Annotated in this window: 14 protein-coding genes and 1 pseudogene; 8 read left to right on the top strand and 7 right to left on the bottom strand. The window is 60.0% G+C overall.

The window, feature by feature from the left end; translation table 11 throughout:
* Window positions 1–248 precede the first annotated feature (248 nt).
* Together B0G75_RS34825 and B0G75_RS34830 are read left to right on the top strand one after the other, a co-directional pair.
* Complete coding sequence (locus B0G75_RS34825) at window positions 249–845, top strand: TetR/AcrR family transcriptional regulator (protein ID WP_106314360.1); 597 nt, start codon at window positions 249–251, stop codon at window positions 843–845.
* A gap of 49 nt (window positions 846–894) precedes the next feature.
* Window positions 895–2,376 carry an MFS transporter gene (locus B0G75_RS34830; RefSeq protein ID WP_106314361.1) on the top strand — a complete coding sequence of 494 codons (1,482 nt, stop codon included), beginning with the start codon at window positions 895–897 and terminating at the stop codon, window positions 2,374–2,376.
* A gap of 113 nt (window positions 2,377–2,489) precedes the next feature.
* Here B0G75_RS34830 and B0G75_RS34835 read toward each other — a convergent pair whose 3' ends face one another.
* Window positions 2,490–2,900, bottom strand: a complete 411-nt coding sequence (locus B0G75_RS34835) for a RidA family protein (RefSeq protein ID WP_258194843.1) — start codon at window positions 2,898–2,900, stop codon at window positions 2,490–2,492.
* Window positions 2,901–3,277: 377 nt separating this feature from the next.
* Between B0G75_RS34835 and B0G75_RS34840 the strand changes: the two are divergent.
* Window positions 3,278–3,894, top strand: a pseudogene (locus B0G75_RS34840) (tyrosine-type recombinase/integrase).
* Between the two features lie 115 nt (window positions 3,895–4,009).
* Here the strand turns inward: B0G75_RS34840 and B0G75_RS34845 are convergent.
* Genes B0G75_RS34845 through B0G75_RS34855 form a run of 3 tightly spaced genes read right to left on the bottom strand, consistent with a single transcriptional unit; the run spans window position 4,010 to window position 5,209 of the window.
* Window positions 4,010–4,441 carry a YeeE/YedE family protein gene (locus tag B0G75_RS34845; protein WP_106314363.1) on the bottom strand — a complete coding sequence of 144 codons (432 nt, stop codon included), beginning with the start codon at window positions 4,439–4,441 and terminating at the stop codon, window positions 4,010–4,012.
* 1 nt (window position 4,442) lies between these two features.
* Window positions 4,443–4,877 (bottom strand): YeeE/YedE family protein, encoded by a 435-nt coding sequence (locus B0G75_RS34850; RefSeq protein ID WP_106314364.1) that lies wholly within the window; start codon window positions 4,875–4,877, stop codon window positions 4,443–4,445.
* Complete coding sequence (locus B0G75_RS34855; protein WP_106314365.1) at window positions 4,874–5,209, bottom strand: helix-turn-helix transcriptional regulator; 336 nt, start codon at window positions 5,207–5,209, stop codon at window positions 4,874–4,876. The genes B0G75_RS34850 and B0G75_RS34855 overlap by 4 nt, the downstream gene beginning before the upstream one ends.
* 88 nt (window positions 5,210–5,297) lie before the next feature.
* On the opposite strand from B0G75_RS34855, the gene B0G75_RS34860 reads away from it, so the two are divergent.
* Window positions 5,298–6,158 carry an MBL fold metallo-hydrolase gene (locus B0G75_RS34860; RefSeq protein WP_106314366.1) on the top strand — a complete coding sequence of 287 codons (861 nt, stop codon included), beginning with the start codon at window positions 5,298–5,300 and terminating at the stop codon, window positions 6,156–6,158.
* 245 nt (window positions 6,159–6,403) lie between these two features.
* On the opposite strand, the gene B0G75_RS34865 is transcribed toward B0G75_RS34860, so the two are convergent.
* Window positions 6,404–6,754 (bottom strand): BON domain-containing protein, encoded by a 351-nt coding sequence (locus B0G75_RS34865; RefSeq protein WP_106314413.1) that lies wholly within the window; start codon window positions 6,752–6,754, stop codon window positions 6,404–6,406.
* Window positions 6,755–7,045: 291 nt separating this feature from the next.
* Entirely contained in the window at window positions 7,046–7,957 is a 912-nt protein-coding gene (locus B0G75_RS34870) for a LysR family transcriptional regulator (protein ID WP_106314367.1), read from the bottom strand.
* Window positions 7,958–8,122: 165 nt separating this feature from the next.
* Between B0G75_RS34870 and B0G75_RS34875 the strand changes: the two genes are divergently transcribed.
* The 3 genes from B0G75_RS34875 to B0G75_RS34885 are packed head-to-tail and all read left to right on the top strand — an operon-like array spanning window position 8,123 to window position 14,005.
* Window positions 8,123–11,569, top strand: a complete 3,447-nt coding sequence (locus tag B0G75_RS34875; protein ID WP_106314414.1) for a molybdopterin-dependent oxidoreductase — start codon at window positions 8,123–8,125, stop codon at window positions 11,567–11,569.
* A 24-nt stretch (window positions 11,570–11,593) separates the two neighbouring features.
* A complete protein-coding gene (locus B0G75_RS34880) occupies window positions 11,594–12,529 on the top strand; it encodes an ornithine cyclodeaminase family protein (RefSeq protein WP_106314368.1) in 936 nt (311 codons plus the stop codon).
* Between the two features lie 24 nt (window positions 12,530–12,553).
* Window positions 12,554–14,005, top strand: coding sequence for a short-chain fatty acid transporter (locus B0G75_RS34885; RefSeq protein ID WP_106314369.1), 1,452 nt, complete (start codon window positions 12,554–12,556; stop codon window positions 14,003–14,005).
* Window positions 14,006–14,514: 509 nt separating this feature from the next.
* Here the strand turns inward: B0G75_RS34885 and B0G75_RS34890 are convergent.
* Window positions 14,515–15,531: a serine protease gene (locus tag B0G75_RS34890; protein WP_146142572.1), complete on the bottom strand. Its 1,017-nt coding sequence runs from the start codon at window positions 15,529–15,531 to the stop codon at window positions 14,515–14,517.
* An 827-nt stretch (window positions 15,532–16,358) separates the two neighbouring features.
* Between B0G75_RS34890 and B0G75_RS34900 the strand changes: the two genes are divergently transcribed.
* The gene (locus B0G75_RS34900) at window positions 16,359–17,798 is read left to right on the top strand and encodes an MDR family MFS transporter (protein ID WP_106314371.1); all 1,440 of its coding nucleotides are present in this window, start codon (window positions 16,359–16,361) and stop codon (window positions 17,796–17,798) included.
* Window positions 17,799–17,820: the final 22 nt, after the last annotated feature.

A 17,820-nucleotide genomic window follows, 5' to 3' on the forward strand; every position in this document is an offset into this window, starting at 1 on the left:
TATCGCAGAGCCGAATTTCGAGCCCTTAAATTGCCCCGGATCGACCCAGCAACTAGCCGCCATACCGGCGCAAACGCCGAACGCCATCCGAACTGCGGTTCGCAAAATCATTGCGTTCCTTGTGCTTCAGATGTGAAACGGGATGGCCATCGCCGCGTCCTGCCGATACGCGCGCGTTGACATCGGAACCGATCGGTCCATATAATCGACCCCACTTTCAAGCACTGCATCGTTTGCGAACCTGATCGATGGCAAATCCGGCTGGCGTGGGGCGCCCCCGCGAATTCGAACTTGGCGATGCCGCGCGCAACGCCATGGACGTTTTTTGGGACCGCGGATATGAAGGCGCGTCCCTGCCCGACCTGATGGCCGGCACCGGTTTGTCGCGCGGCAGTCTCTACAAGGCTTTCGGCGACAAGAAGGCGCTGTTGCTGGCGGCGCTCGACCTGTACATGGCCGACGGCCTCAAGGCGACCGCGGACATCCTGTCGCAACCCGGCCCCGTGAAGGATGCGATTCGCGACTCGCTGCTGCGCTATGGTCACCTGTCTGTCGGCGAGGCTGGCCGGCGGGGGTGCCTCGCGATCGCGATGACCACCGAACTGGCCGCGCGCGACGCGGATGTTGCCGAGCGCACGGGGCGCATGTTCCGGCGCCTGCAGCAGCTCTATGCGGGCGCAATCGTCCGCGGCCAGGCGAGCGGCGAAATCGCCGAGCAGGACGAACAGGTGCTGGCGCGTTTGCTCGTCTGCCAGATCGAGGGCATGCGCGTGCTGGGGAAAACCGGTGTGCCCGAGCGCGACATGCTCGCGCTGGTCGACCGCACGATGCGTCTCCTCGACTGAGTTTTTTTATTCAATTTGGAACCGATTAGTTCCGTATGGAGAGCCGTCCATGTCACGAAATGATCCCGTCTCGCCCGACCCGCGTCGCTGGGCCATGTTTTCGGTCCTGCTCGTCGGTGCGTTCCTGCCGCCGCTGGACTTCTTCATCATCAATGTTGCGCTGCCGTCGATCCGCGCGGAACTGGGCGCCTCGTCATCGGCCGAGCAACTGGTCATTTCGTCATATGCCGGCCTGTACGCGGTGACGCTGATCACCGGCGGGCGGTTGGGCGACCTGTTCGGCCGCGGCCGCATGTTCTTTCTCGGGTTGATCGGCTTTGCGACGGCCTCGACGCTGTGCGGCCTCGCGAGCTCGCCGTGGACACTCATCGTCGGTCGCGCGTTGCAGGGCGTGACGGCCGCGATCATGGCGCCGCAGGCGCTCGCTTCGATCCAGGCGATCTTCCCGGAAACGGAAAAGCCGCTCGCGCTCAGCTTGTATGGCGCGGTGTTCGGCCTCGCCGCCGTGGTCGGTCAGGCGCTTGGGGGGATCCTGATCTCGCTGAACCTGTTGAACCCGGGTTGGCGCACGATCTTCCTCGTCAACCTGCCGCTGGCAATTCTGGTGGTGCTGTTCGGCGTTCCGCTCTTGAAGGAAACGCGTGCGCAGCATGCGCGCAAGCTCGACCTCGGCGGCACCGCGCTGTCGATGCTGACGCTGGGCGCGCTGATCGTGCCGCTGATCGAGGGGCGCGAAGCAGGCTGGCCCCTATGGGCATGGGTCTCGCTGATCGCGGCGCCGGCCCTCGCCGGGTTCTTCTGGCGGTATGAGCGCAGGCTGGGCAGCCGCGGCGGCGCGCCGCTGCTCGATCCGGCCGCGCTGCGCGCGCCGGGGCTGGGACGGGCGTTGCTGATCGCGCTGCTGCTGTACGCGATCGGCGCGTTCTTCCTGCTGTTCTCGGTGTATCTGCAGAATGCATTGCATGTCGACGCGCTGAGCGCGGGCCTCGTGTTCTTGCCGTTCGGCGTCGGGTTTTTGCTCGGCCCGTTGTCGACCCCGTTCTGCGCACGTCTCATCGGCGCTTACGTCAATCCGTTTGGCATGGGGCTGGAGGTCGTCGGGCTCGTCGGCCTCGCGTGGTTGATCGATGCCACGCCGACCGGGATGCCGCTCGCGTCAGTGCCGCTCGCCGCCGCCCTGTTCGTCATCGGTTTCGGACAGGGGCTCGCGCTGCCCACGCTGATGCGCATGGTGACCGGGCGCGTCGCACCGGCGCTTTCCGGCATGATCGCGGGCATCGCCAGTTCGACGCTGCAGGTCAGCACCTCGCTCAGCGTCGCGATCATCGGCGGAATTTTCTATATGGTCCTCGGCGCGCGCCAGGATCCGGCCGCCATGGCGCACGCGTTCATCGTCGCGCTGCTCTCGATTTCATTGTTCCTCGCCGTCGGCGCCGCGCTGGGCATCTCGCTCGCACGCACGCCCGCCGCGCCGACGTCGGTGCGGGCGGCCGCCCGGGCGGGCTTTGGCTCTGAATGCAATCGGCCGTAGTCGTCCATCTGTCGTTTTCTGACGTCGCTGGCGCGCTCCACTTTCGGGCCCTTCCGGCGACTCGCGGTACATGTCTAACGCGTGTCGTCACGTGGCGCACTAGCGACTGATCTTCAGCTGTTACCACGCTCTTCCGTTGCGGCGGCATCTCGCTTCACTGCCACGCACTTGACTTCGACCAGCAAGCCGGGATGCGCGAGTTCGGACACGCCTATCGAAGTCCAAGCGCATGTGCCGCGTGGAAAAACCCGGTTCTTCACCTCACGGAATGTAGGCATATGCGTGCTCATCTGCACGTGGTATGTCGTCATATCGACGACATCTTCAAAAGTGCATCCAGCCGCTTCCAGAACCACGCGCAAATTATCCCAGCACGCGAGGAATTGCGCCTCGGGATCGGCGATGACTTCGAGGTCAACGGTACGCCCGACCTGCCCCGCGCAGAAAACTATGGAACCAGCCTTCACGGCCGGTACATAACCGGCGCGCTCTACGATACGTTGCATCGTCGGCGGGATGATCAATTCACGGACTGTCATGTGTCTTACCCGTTACAGGATTGGAGCGGTCATTCACCGCAGCCCAGATTATGACCGTGTGTGTCCGGATCGAGGCAGCGTTACGCGTCATTCGCTCGCCGGAAGGCGGTCGTGGGCAAGGACCTATTGCCCCCCGGACATAGAAGTTGCGCGACGATCCTAAGTGGCCGTTCATGGCCGAATGTGTGAGGTCGCCATCGGCCGCTTTAAGGTAATTCGGCTCACAAAACCCGGATTCGACAGATTCGACTGACTGACCGCTCTGGAGGGAGTCGTCTGACCGTAGTGGGTCGGACATCACCCATCGGGATTTGGCGCAGACTGACTCTCCCTTCATCTGAAAGGAGTTTGTCACGGAAGCGATCATCAGCGCGAGCCTGCCTCATGTCCCGTGGAACAAGGGCAAGCTGACCGGGCAAAAATCACCGCTGAAGCTCAAGGAAATTTGGGCCATTCGAGTCCGTCTTCAGCTGGGCGGAAAGACCCGTGATCTGGCGATGTTCAATCTGGCAATAGACAGCAAGCTGCGAGCGTGCGACCTGACGAAGCTGCGGGTACGCGATGTCTGCATGGGCACTCGTGTAGCGCACCGCGCGACTGTCATGCAGCAGAAGGCGCAGCGGCCGGTGCAATTCGAGATCACCGAGCAAACGCGGGAAAGCGTGGAAAACTGGATCAGGGTAGCTGGGCTGTCTCCCTCAGATTTTCTGTTCCCTGGCCGGATTCACGCGTCACCTCATCTTCAACTCGTCAGTACGCGAGGATCGTGCATCGTTGGATAAAAGCGATCGGGCTCGATGACACGGCCTACGGCACGCATACGATGCGCCGAACGAAAGCATCGCTGATTTACCGACGCACAAAGAATCTTCGGGCGGTACAGCTCCTGCTCGGCCATACGAAGCTGGAAAGTACGGTCCGGTATCTCGGCATTGAGGTCGACGATGCGCTTGAGATGGCTGAACAAACCGAAGTGTGAGCATCCCAGCCGGGCGGCAAGCGGACGCTGTCCGGATTTGGGCTGATACGAGACGGCCGCCATAACGTTTCGCGTTCAATTCATCGGGCGCCCGTACACGCGAATGTGTGCGAGATTACCGCCAGTTGGTTTGGGTAACGTGTTGTTCGACCAACGCGAAAATCTTCATGCCAACGAGCATGGCGATGACGAACAGCATCGCTTTAAACTCACCGCTTCCGGCGCTCAAGAGGGCCGGTCCCGGGCAGAATCCTGCCAGGCCCCAGCCGGCACCGAACATGGCGCTACCAGCAAGCAGGCGGCGGTCAATGTGCGTCGCGGTCGGCAGCGACATGGGTGCGTTGAACAGGCTTCGCTTGAGCCTGCGTGCAATCGCGAAGCCGACACTGCCAACGGCGATCGCGCCGGCCATGACGAACGCCAGTGAAGGGTCCCAGTTGCCCCCGATATCGAGAAAACCCAGCACCTTCGCAGGGTTGGCCATGCCGGAAACGATCAGTCCCGTGGCGAATATCAGACCGGCCAGCAGCGCGTTGAGAATCAGCATGTCAAAGCCCCAGCAGATGGCGGGTAACGAAAACGGTGAAAAAGCCCATTGCCATGAACGTCGCGGTGGCCGCAAGCGAGCGGACCGAACCGCGTGAAAGGCCGCATACGCCATGACCACTGGTGCAGCCGGACGCATAGCGGGTGCCGATGCCAACGAGCAGACCGGCCACGACGAGCACAGGCGGCGATGACGTAATCGCGACGGCCGGCAGTGCCGTGAAAAGCTTGAATATCCAGGGCGCGGCAAATAGTCCGAGCACGAACGCAGCGCGCCAGCCACGATCACCGGATGTCGTGTCGAGCAGGCCGCCAAGAATCCCACTGATGCCGGCGATACGGCCGTTCCCGAGCACAAGCAGCGTTGCCGCGAGACCGATCAGCAAGCCGCCGGCGAGTGCGGGAAGCGGCGTGAAGTGAGCAAGGTCGATGCTCATTTCAGGCGTCCTTTGACTTTGCCGCAATAGAGGTTCGACAACGTCTCCATGATGCTTAAGACTTCGGCGCTCGCGAGACTGTAGTACATGTACTTTCCCTCGCGCCGCGTACTGACAAGACCTTCGTCGCGCAGCACGGCGAGATGCTGCGAAAGACTCGGTTGATGAAGACCGACAGCCGCTTCCAGTTCTCCAACGTTATGTTCGCCTTCGATCAGTTGGCACAACAGCAGCAGACGGTCCTCCTGCGCCATGGCTTTGAGAAGGGCGCAGCATTTCGTCGCGGATTGCCGCAGCGCGTCGAGCGCGGCAGGAGATAACGGTGTGCTCATCGATCGGCGTCCTCTGACCTGACAATCATGTTGACCTTCATTATATGAAAATATATATTGTTTTTCAATGTATTGACTGGAGCATCTGATGAAGCCACGGGTAGAAGCGTTCTTTGATCGAACCACTTGTACCGTAACCTATGTCGTTCACGCCGGAGATGGCACAGCGTGTGCCGTGATCGATTCGGTGCTTGGCTACGACCCGAAGGCTGGCCGTATCTCGACTCAATCGGCGGACAGGGTCGTGAAATTTGTGCAGGCTCACGGGCTGCGTATTGAATGGCTGCTGGAAACGCATGCCCATGCGGACCACCTGTCGGCCGCGCAATATCTGAAGACACGACTGGGAGGAAGGATCGCCATCGGCGAGAGCATTCGTGCAGTGCAGGGTGTATTCAAGCGCGTTTTTAACCTGGTTGCGCACGCGCTGGACGACGGCCAGCAGTTCGATCATCTGTTCACTGACGGCGAGACGTTCCAGATCGGCGGACTGAGTGCGCACGCCATGCACGTGCCCGGACATACGCCGGCTGACGTGGCGTATCAGATCGGAGATGCGGTTTTTGTCGGCGACACGATGTTCATGCCGGACGTAGGTAGCGCACGGTGCGATTTCCCGGGCGGCGATGCGCGTGCGCTTTATCGCTCAGCACGCAAACTGCTGTCGCTACCTGACGAAACCCGGCTTTATATGTGTCACGACTACCCGCCGCAGTCGCGTCAACCACAATGGCAAACCACCATTGCGGAACAGCGCAAGCGCAATATTCATCTGCATGACGGCAACACGGAAGATGCGTTCGTCGCGATGCGCACCGAACGTGACCGGGCGCTTGATATGCCCACGCTCATTCTTCCCGCTGTCCAGGTCAACATTCGTGCAGGCTCATTACCTGAGCCTGAAGACAACGGCACTCGTTATCTGAAAATCCCGCTCGGCGCGTTGTAGAGCGCGCATTTACGCAGAACAGCGCGAATTTTCTGACCGTTCAGGAGAACATTGCCGAGTGGCGATTGAAGTCTGAACGGCAAGTATCTGACGACCGATTGAGGACGTTCACGGCCTCGCCCGAGAAGGTCGGCTCAGGGTCGACCATGGCCGGCCCCGAATACCGGTGGCCGTGATAGAGCATTGAGGAACGATCATCAGCGCACAGATGCGCCTTGCCGTTCGCGGAACCGCCCGATCGTGCGTCATTTCGGCCTGATGTGCAGATCGTTGCTCACGGTATGCACCCCCGCCACGCCACCCGTTACGGCTAGCGCTTCTTGAATCTGTACATCTGAATCCAGGTAGCCTGACAACTGCACGACGCCTCGGTACGTCGCAATGCTCATTGGCAACGATCTCAGTCCCGGGTCCGCAGCGAGTGCCTGCTTCACCCGGGCGGCGAGCGCGGCGTCATCAGTGACGATCGCCCCCGGAGCGGTCGCGGTCGCGGACGCCGTCGCCGTCGACTTACAGCCGTTGATCGACACTAACGCGGGGAACACGAATGCTGCGACGATCAGCAACCGGCTTTTAATGTATTGCGCGTATCGCATGTCGGTCAGGACATCCCTGATTCGCACACAACCAGCGTCCGTCGGGTTGACTTCGCTGGCACATGCGCGCCCTCCTTGAGTCCAACATGTTAGTACAGGATGGCCGAAGCGGGACCGAGCCGGCCCGGCTAGGTCTGTGCATGCCGAGCCGGATGTCGGCTTCACATCAGCTATCGGTCGCTCGCGGAACGATGATGCACCTCGCGTCTTTTTTTCGCCGGAGCGATCGTTCAGCAGCCAAGGCTTCAAAGGTGATCACGAACGTCCGCCATGCCTATCAGCCAAGCTCGCCTATTGGACTGTCTTCTTCCAGGACCGGAAGAGATCTAAAAGCACTCTCGCGGGCGCCGACAGAATTCCCTTTCGGTTCCAGACCGCGCCGACATCCATGGTCGGGATGGAAATGCCCAGATCACGCCTCATAATCCGATTCCCTTCGAGCGACCACGGACGATAGACGAGGTCCGAGAGAATCGTGACACCTAACCCGAGCGCGACCATGCTTCGCACGGCTTCGATCGACTTACTCTGGATGCGCACGTGCGGTTCGAGGCCATATTTTCCCCAATACTTGCGAACAGTGCGGACATGCTCGTCCATGTCGAGTAAGAGATAGTCCTCCCGCGCAATATCCTCTAGCGTGACCTGTTGTGCATCTTGCAACGGGTGGTTCGGATGAGTCCAAAGCCGGCGCGCGGAGCGCAGAATCGTTTCGTACTTCAGTTCGTCCACGTCGGCGGTATTGGACACAAGCATCAGACCTATATCAAGCTGATTGTCGACGAGGCGTTGCTCAATATCTTCGCGCGCGTCTTCGATGACCTCGACAGTCAGGTGCTCGAAGCGCTGCGCGGTCGTAGCAAGCATGGACGGCATCAGGTAAGCCGACACGGTTTCCGTGACGCCGACCCGAACGTTGCCCGAAATCTGTTCAGGTTCCTCCAGGGCCGCGACCATGGCGCGATCTATCGACAAGCTCGCGTTTTGCACATACCGGAGAAACCGCTCGCCGGCTCGGGTGAGCCGCACGCCCCTCGCGTGGCGCTGCAGAAGCGGCGTCCCAACGGTGTCTTCGAGATTCTTCAGCGCGATCGTCATCGATGACTGCGAAACAGCGCAGAGGTGGGCAGATCTGGAGATCTGCCCCGTATCAGCCACCGAGATGAAGTATTCGATCTGGCGAAGCGTGATGTGCGTGGCCACCTTGAGGTACTCCGCTGGGTCGCGGCGCCGCGCACGCCGACATGGCGAACGGACGGGTTGCCCGAGATATTGAAAAATTATATATCACGACGCATGAAATATGAATTAGGCAAGGTATTTTCGGCTGCATAGGATCCCGTCATGAACATCAACAGTGGAACCATGATGGAGACGCGGGAGAAGAAGGGCTACTGCACGCTTTGCCGATCGAGATGCGGCACGATCAACACGGTCAGCGCCGACATGTTGCTGACGGTGCGTCCCGACAATACGCATCCCACCGGCAACGCGATGTGCATGAAGGGCAAGGCTGCGCCGGAACTCGTGCACAGCCCCGACCGCGTGTTGTACCCGATGCGTCGAACTACCCCGAAAGGGGCGGCTGATCCGAAGTGGAAACGGATTAGCTGGGACGACGCGCTCGACGAGATCGCGACCACGCTCGGGCACATCAAACGGGAAAACGGCGCTGAAGCCGTGGTGTTTGGCGTGACCACGCCGAGCGGTACGCCGATGAGCGACAGTATCGACTGGGTTGAGCGATTCGTCTGGTCTTTTGGAAGTCCGAACGTTTGCTACGCGACTGAGATCTGCAACTGGCATAAGGACTTCGCGCATATGTTCACGTTCGGCTGCGGCATGCCAACGGCCGATTACCGGAATTCCGATGTGATCGTGCTTTGGGGTACGAATCCAGCCAACACGTGGCTGGCCCAAGCGGACAGTATTGCAACAGGTCGGCGCAACGGCGCAAAGCTGATTGTCGTGGACCCGCGACCCACGGCGCTGGCGCGCGAGGCGGACGTATGGCTGCGCGTGCAACCAGGCACGGACGGCGCGCTCGCAATGGGCATCGCCCGGCAAATGATCGAGACGGGAAATATCGACGACGCATTTGTCCGTGAGTGGACGAACGGCGCGTTCCTCGTTCGTCGCGATAGTGGGCATTTTTTGCGTGAGCGCGACCTCGACCCCGAGTCGCCGAGTAATCGATATGCGGTCTGGAACGGCACGCTCAATCGCCTCGAACTCGTCGGTGAAGAAGCGCTCACGGTACCTGCCGATCTTTCGATGGCGGGCTCGCAGCAGATTTCCCTATTCGACGCGACAGGTCGGGTGAAAGAGGTCACGTGCACGCCCGCCTTCGAGTTGTACCGCGATGCGCTGTCTGACTATACCCCCCAACATGTGAGCAAAATCACCGGCGTCGACGCCGCTGCGATCGAAATCGCGGCGGCGATGCTCAAGCCACGTCAACGTATCGCCTATCACGCCTGGTCAGGCGTGGGGCAACACACGAACGCGACGCAAACAGAGCGGGCGATCGCTACGCTGTATGCACTGACAGGCGCCTTCGACACGCGCGGCTCAAACCGCGAATGGTTGAAGCAGCCCGCAAATCCTTTGAGCAGCTACGCGCTGCTGAGTCCCCAGCAGCGAGCCAAGGCGCTAGGACTTGATGAGCGACCGCTCGGTCCGCCGTCCCAGGGATGGGTGACTGCGCGTGACGTTTATCGCGCCATCCTCGAGGCCAAGCCTTATCGGGTGCGTGCGCTTGTCGCGTTCGGCACGAACGTGGTGATGTCGCAGGCCGATAGCGCAATGGCGCACGACGCGCTCTGTGCGCTGGATTTCCATGTTCATTGCGACCTGTTCGAAACGCCATCCGCCCGGTATGCGGATATCTTCCTGCCGGTTAATACGCCGTGGGAACGGGAAGGGCTGCGCCTCGGCTTCGAGATCAACGAGCGGGCTGTCGAACTGATCCAGTTGCGCCAACGGATGGTGACGCCACGCGGAGAGAGCACTGCGGACTACAACATCGTTCTGGATCTGGCGGTGAGGCTCGGCATGGGGGATCAATTCTTCGGTGGCGACGTCGAAAAAGGATGGAACCATGTTCTCGAACCGTTGGGTCTCGACGTCGCGGCGCTGCGTGCCCATCCTGAGGGCATCTACCGGCCGCTTGAACAGCGGGAGAAGCAGTACGCCCGCGCCACGGCGAATGGTCTGCGAGGCTTCGCAACCGAAACCAGGCGCGCCGAGCTCTATTCAGAAAAGTTGCATCGGAACGGGTATCCGGCCGTACCACAGTATGTTCCGCCGGGCCACGCAAATGGCACACGCGCAGTCGACCGCCGACGCTTTCCGTACACGCTCACCTCCATCAAGAACGGCTATTACTGCCACAGTCAGCATCGTGGCCTACCAAGCCTTCGCCGCCGCGCGCCGTATCCCGTCGCCGAACTGGGAGTGGATCTTGCGGCTGCAAAAGGCATCGTCGACGGCGACTGGATACGCGTCGCCAGTGCAAACGGTAGCGCACGATTTCGTGCGCGAGTCGTACCCGAACTCGCGCCGGATGTCGTAGTCGCGGAGTATGGCTGGTGGCAGGCGTGCGACGAGATCGGCATGGAATCGTCTGCGGCCCTGGGAAGCACAACCAGCAACTACAACAGCATTGTGTCCGGTGCCGTCGGCGATCCGCTGAGCGGTTCGACGTCGCTACGTGCCGTGCCCTGCGACGTCAAGCTCGACCCGTCGGTCGATCACGCGCGGCGGGCATGGCGAGGTTTCCGGGGCTTTGTCGTGTCGGCCGTACATGGAGAAGCCGAAGGCGTTCGCACGGTTACGTTCAGCGCGGCCGACGGCGGACCGCTTCCCGACTATCTGCCCGGACAGCATGTGACGATCCATATTCCGGAATTGGGCGAAGGAGGAACGACGCGTGCCTATTCGCTCACTGGCCATGCAATTGAAAACGATCGCCGGACATACTCGATCTCGGTGCGCCATCAGCGAGGACGAAGTGCGGATGGTGAACAGTTCGAGGGCGTCATGTCCTCGTATATTCATCGTAAGCTGGCAGTTGGGCACAGGGTCTTGCTTCAAGCCCCCAGCGGCACCTTCATCATACCGCCGGCTTCGAAGCGACCGGTCGTCATATTCGCGGGCGGCATTGGAATAACGCCCTTCATTTCGTGGCTGCAAACGATCGGACATCTGGGCACGCAAGCGCCCGAATCCTGGCTGTTCTACGCGAATCTGAACTGCTCAACTCATGCGTTCCGGGACCGGATTGCGCAGTTGCAGCATACGTTGCCAACCCTCAAGCTCGTGAACTGCTATAACCGCCCGCGCGACGAAGTACTCGGACGCGACTTCGAGATGCAGGGATACCTCACTGCGGACGTAGTGGACGACGCATTGATACAGCGCCGCGCGCGGTTCTATTTATGCGGCCCGGAGCCCATGATGAACGCAATCACGGCGGCCCTCGTCGAGCGTGGCGTACCGCCGTTCGATATCTTCAGCGAAGCCTTTCGCTCTCCGTCGAAGCCGGTCCTCGATCCATCACAGCGCTTTGCCGTCGAATTCCGGCGTTCCCAGATCAAGGCCGAATGGGCTCCTGAACGGGGAAGCCTGCTTAGCTTCGGCGAGAGCCTCGGCGTCAGCATGCCGAGCGGCTGCCGGGTCGGGCAATGCGAGAGCTGTGCCGTCAAGGTCCTGGCGGGCAGGGTGTCGCATATGGCAGGGCATGGGCCGGATGAACCCGATATGTGCCTCGCCTGCCAGGCTATCCCGGCCACTGATATTTCCATTGAAGCGTGAGCGACTCACAAGGAGCAATCGAGCATGAGATTTTTTGACGCGGCAGCGACACGCGAGGCGCTGGCCTTCGCCACGTTGATTCCGTCACTGAAGAAGGCATTCATCAAGGGGTGTGAGGTTCCACTCAGACACTCGCACACGATCGATGTCGGCGACGACAAGACCGGCACCGTTTTGATTATGCCGGCGTGGGAGGCTGACCGATATCTCGGCATCAAGACCGTCAACATTTACCCAGGTAACCACGCTCGCGGGATGCCTGGTTTGCACTCCACCTACGTGCTGTTCGACGCCCGCACGGGTGAGCCGCTCGCGCAAATGGACGGCAATGAAATCACGTCACGCCGGACCGCCGCCGCATCGGCACTCGCTGCCACTTTTCTGGCACGCGACGACTCGTCGCGCATGGTGCTGTTGGGCGCCGGACGCGTGGGAAGCCTGGTGCCGGCAGCGTATCGAAGCCAGTTGCCGATCACGCATGTCGAGGTCTGGGACATTAATCCGGAGTCAGCCGCGCGACTCGTACAGCAACTGCAAGGCGAAGGTTTCGATGCGGCAGTTGTCGCCAGTCTGCCGGACAGCGTGGCGCGCGCGGATGTCGTGGGCTGCGCGACGCTCGCTACCGAGTCGATCGTACACGGCTCGTGGTTGAAACCGGGAACCCACCTTGATCTGATCGGAAGCTTCACGCCGCAGATGCGCGAGGCCGACGACGATTGCTTCCGAAACGCACGCGTGTTTATCGACACGGACGAGGCACCGCAGAAGTCCGGCGACCTGATTGGGCCATTGTCGCGCAACGTGATGTCGCCGGCGGACCTGAGCGGTACGCTTGCCGCCCTGTGCCGGGGCGCCGTCCGCGGCCGACTCCACGGCAGCGAGCGGACGGTATTCAAGGCGGTCGGAACCGCACTCGAAGATCTGGCTGCGGCAGCGCAGGTTTATGAAAAGCATGTTTAATCACTCGACGCGTCGGAGACCATGATGAAGGAATTGAACCGTCAGCAAGACCTGCCAGCCTCGACACCCGACGATGCAGTCGGGCTCGAGCGCATGGCCGCAGCCGTGACCCGCTGGTCGGAGAAGTGGTTTCCAGACGCATACATATTCGCGGCGATCGCGGTTGTCGTCGTCGCTAACGGTGCCCTGGCGACGGGCGCGCCGGCACAGCGTGTAGGCATTGCCTTCGGAGATGGATTCTGGAGCCTGATTCCATTTACGATGCAGATGGCGATCGTGGCTATCTCGGGCTACGTTGTCGCGGTGTCACCGCCTGCCGCGAGATTGATCGCATGGCTTGCCTGCTTGCCGTCGAGCGGCAAGGCCGCGGTGGCATTTGTCGCGCTGGTCAGTATTTCGGCGTCGCTTTTCAACTGGGCGATCAGTCTGATCTTCAGCGGTCTGCTGGTTCGTGCGCTTGCGCGTCGCACCGAGCTCCGCATGGACTACCGTGCTGCGGGTGCCGCCGCCTATCTCGGCATGGGCGCAACCTGGGCACTGGGATTGAGTTCGTCGGCAGCGCAACTGCAGGCGAATCCGGACAGTTTGCCGAAAACGCTGCTGGCTATCACCGGGGTCATTCCGTTCTCCGAGACGATTTTTCTTCCACAGTCGTTGCTGATAGTCGCCGCTCTGACCGTCGTATCTCTTTTGATCGCGTATCTCTCTGCGCCCGGCGCGGAGCGCGCCAAAACCGCGCAAGACCTGGGCGTCTCGCTGACCGAGGCGGAACTCGAAGTAGCAGCGCCTTCGCGTCCCGGTGACTGGCTCGAGCACAGTCCGCTGATCACAATCCTGATCGTCGCACTCGGCTCGGTTTGGGCCTGGCACGAATTCACCATGAAAAATCCGGTGCTGGCTATTTCGAATCTCAATACCTACAACTTCGTGTTCCTGTTAGCCGGGATGCTGTTGAACTGGCGGCCTCGCCGCTTCCTGAACGCGGTTGCGAAATCAGTGCCGTCCGTGGCTGGCGTGTTGATTCAGTTTCCTCTCTATGGGGGCATTGCGTACATACTGACGAAAGCCTCCGCGCCATCGGGACTACCGCTAGCCGATCATCTTTCGCATTTCTTCGTCACAGTGTCGTCGCATGCATCGTTTCCGGCGCTGATGGGCATCTACTCTGCCGTCCTTGGATTCTTCGTGCCGTCGGGTGGTGGAAAATGGATCATTGAAGCACCGTATGTGATCGCGGCGGCCAAGGAACTACAGGTTCATCTGGGCTGGGCGGTAACCGTCTACAACGCGGCGGAGGCGCTGCCGAATCTGATCAACCCTTTCTGGATGCTGCCGTTGCTCGGCGTGTTGGGATTGCGGGCTCGTGACGTGGTGGGCTTCACGTTTACCCAGTTCGTCGTGCATCTCCCGCTTGTGATCTTCATGCTGTGGATTTTTGCGGGGACGCTGGCTTTCCATCCCCCCGTCATGCCTTGATCCGTCCGTGACGCCAATCCGAGGCCGCAGGTTGCCCGCTTCGTCGGACCGTGGTCGCTCGAACCAAGACAACCAGCCGGTCGTTGACTGGCGATTTCGCTCAATGGCTTAAATGGATGCAACGGCTGTAATACTTTAAAAGCGGCCGCCGCGCTTCCACTGATCGACTGGCCGCACCGGGTCGAGTTGAGTCGGACACACACCGATCGACGGCGGGTTATTTATCTATTCGGCATCGGATCGTGCTCGACTCAGAAGACGACATATGCAGTTTTCCTCGACAATGATGGTTCAAGAACGGCTGGGTAAGAGGTTAAGACTGGACGCGGATCTCGCACAGTGCGTGCAACAGGGACAGCGTCAGCACGCAAGCAGTGGTCGCTGCGCTGAATGAACCCGCTGGCTTGCCGCGGCAAGTACCTACAAAGGCCAGTTCGCCCGTGCCCAGTCCACCAGATTTACCAGATTGTCGCCGCCGCTTACCGAATTGTCGGCGTCGCCGTTGAAACTCACCTCGCTCGATACAACGCCACACGCACGAACTTGACTTCCATTTTCAAACCAGGCGAAAAATGGTCCGCCAGAGTTTCCATGATTGAGGCTCGCCTCCGTTTCCAAGGTTTGACCGTCGTCGTCTTCATAATCGTCTTCGAAGGACTGCCAGCTCTGCACCGCCGGTCGCTCCCCGCTTGCGACATGAATGGATAACCGACGTTCTCCCACACAGTGAGCCCCCTCCATCCATCGTCAAAGCTCGTCGTGCCGATGTAGCCCAGCCGGTTGCCCATCGGATCAAACAACCGCAAGACCGCATAGTCATGAGACAGATTGAAGTCTGAGTCGTCTGTCCCGTAGTGGCGGGCGTCACTCACATAGGAAGAGCCGAACGGTTCGGTGCCGTCAAAGTAGTAGGGAGTGAACTTCATCCACCAGTTACCGGTTGCGATGCTATTCCAGGGCATGACGTGACGAGCGGTCAAAACGAGGCGGTCGCCTATTAGCACGCCCGATCCGGACGTGCCGTCGCTGGTAACAATCTTTCCGGTGAGTAGCCATGGCCAACTTGTGTCGAACAGGACCTGGCGGGCATCTCCGGGAAATACCGTAAGCGGCTTCACCTTGCGCCCCTTCCCGTCTCGCATCTGCGGCGGCGTTCGCTGAATGCCGGTCTTCGGGATGAATCGGACGCCCATCCATTCAGGCCTGAACGACGGATGGCCGGAGATCTTGCCCATCGTATCAGTCTGCTCGTGTCTCTGGACCGTGCCGCCCATCGGCAGCGCCTGGATCGATCCGACACTCTTCTCAATGGTGATTTTCCACAGGCTTTGATCGTCGGGGCGTACGTCGATTCGCTGACATCTCACTTTCGGCGAAAGCTCCACGCCGGATGGAACAGTTACGTAGATCGCCGGTCCGATAGATTTTGAGGGTAGATGAGGGTTTTCTTTGGTGGCGGAGAGCGGAGTGAGGGACTCGACCTCTTCCCTTGTCATTGGGCGCGGGCGGTTTGCGTGAGAAGGCATCTCGATTCTCCCGAAGCGGTTGATGGATTTGACGCGAGCAGGCAATTGAAAACTTTTCTCTGCACTTAAAACGAACTTTGCGCTTCCGTTTTAAGAGCAGTGCCGACTGCCAGGAAGTACCAAGGTAGCCACTCGGGCTAGGGAACGCTTGCAGTGGAAGTTCAATCCACCCTTGAAGCAGGTGAACGGCGGAGACGGGTCGACAAACGTTAGCGGCCGTCGGGCGGCGGACGGCCGGGCCCGGCTCTTCGCAGGAATCAATGATCAGACGTTCAGATATCGGCTCTACCTGACGACCGGCCGTTGGCTTTTCGCAGTCCACTTCGGCATTTATCGAGGCGACGAATAACCTATGCGAAGATCCACGGCGGCGCGTGCCCCCGGAAAGTCATCTGCGCCGAGCATGGCCTCCAGTGTCCGGCCCCGTCCCATCGCGCTCGGTAGTTGAGCCATCGGACCACCGCCCGGAACAGCGCCGATTCAGCCACAATCAAGAGCAAACTCATCGCTCTATCTGCTTGCCTATCGTCCGTGTCTTCTTTGAGGAGCCCGTGCGAAAGTGTTAGACACGCCAGAATGTGGAAGCGATAGTAGCTGAACGATCTGCTTCACTCTCCTCGTTTAAGCGATAACAACTGTGGCATGAGTTGTGGACTCTCTTGCGAGATAAAGGTCCAGAGGTGGTCGGGTCAACGACCCAATGCAATAGACCTGTCCAAGGTTGGCTGGCAGACGACACGAAAGTGCGAATTTTTACAGCGGATCAGGCAGCCACAATCGTGAAACCTGTCAGAAACACATCTCGTCCGCTCGTCATCGCCGCTGTCATGTCGTCGATGTCGATGGTTGCGATCGAAGCAACCATCGTCTCGACTGCGATGCCTCAGATCGCTACCCAGCTTGGCGGTCTCAATCTCTATAGCTGGGTCTTTTCATCTTTCCTTCTCACGCAGACGGCGTTGACCGTTGTGTTCGGAAAGCTGGCGGATATTTATGGACGCAAGCCCGCGGCGCTGGCGGGCATTGGAATTTTTCTCGCTGGCTCGATCCTGGCCGGATTCGCCACATCAATGCCCATGATGATCGGCTTTCGTCTGCTGCAAGGCGTCGGCGCTGGCGCAATCTTGCCCGTCTCACTGACCATAGTGGGCGACCTGTTCCCTGCGCATGAGCGTGGGAAGGTACAAGGCTATCTTGCAAGTGTCTGGGCGGTGTCTGCGGTGCTGGGACCCATGATAGGCGGGCTGCTGATACGGAACTTGTCATGGGCATGGATTTTCTGGGTCAACGTACCCGTCGGCCTTCTGGCATGTGCACTACTGGTAATGTTTTTGCACGAGGAAAGGCCGCGAGGCAAACCTTCAATAGATGTAGCGGGGGCATTGCTTTTCACTATCTCGGTGGCGTCGTTGATGATGGCACTTACTGATCTGGACAAGCGGAATGGCAGTCGTTTGACGCTCGAACTCGCAGTACTAGGCATCTCCGGATTGCTCTTCGTTTGGCAGGAGCGACGTGCGGCTGATCCGATGATCAACTTTGAGCTATGGACGCACCGACCGATTGCCGCGGGCAATACCGCGACGCTTCTCGCTGGCATGACTATGATGTGTCTGACCACCTTCCTGCCGATGTACGTACAGGGTGTTTCGCGGCGCTCGCCCATCGAAGCGGGTTTCGCACTCACGATGGTGATGGTCGGCTGGCCGACCGGCGCTACGGTTGCCTCGAGATCGTTATTGCGCGTGGGCTTGCGGCCCCTCCTTTTGGCCGGTACGTGTTTTATACCCGTAGGCGCTTTACCTTTTTTGTTTTTACGACCGGAGACGAGTCCTGTATGGGCGGGAGCAGGTTCTCTGGTGATGGGATTCGGCATGGGTATGACGAGCGTATCGTGTCTTGTCCTCATACAGGAAATCGTTTCACCGCAAGAGCGCGGCAGCGCCACGGCTTCTAATCTGTTCGCGCGTAATCTTGGAAATACACTTGGTGCAGCGGTGTTCGGCGCAGTGCAGAACTTCGGGCTCGCACACGTCGACGGGATGCCTGTTATTCACGCGGACCAGCTCAAGCGCTTGCTAACGAACAATGCTCAAGGCGATCCTGCTTCCATCGAACGCTTAAGATTGGCGCTTCACCACGCGCTTCATTTAACTTTTACTGCAATGTTTCTAGTGGCGGTAGGAGTAGTTGTTTCCATGCTGTTCATGCCCGCTGTTAAGGTAGTGCAAAAGCAGGAAGCGGTCTTCAGCTCCGCACCTGAATGATGCAGCCATTCCCTGTGGATTA

It is taken from the genome of Paraburkholderia sp. BL18I3N2 (assembly GCF_003001875.1).
GTDB classification, from domain to species: domain Bacteria; phylum Pseudomonadota; class Gammaproteobacteria; order Burkholderiales; family Burkholderiaceae; genus Paraburkholderia; species Paraburkholderia phytofirmans.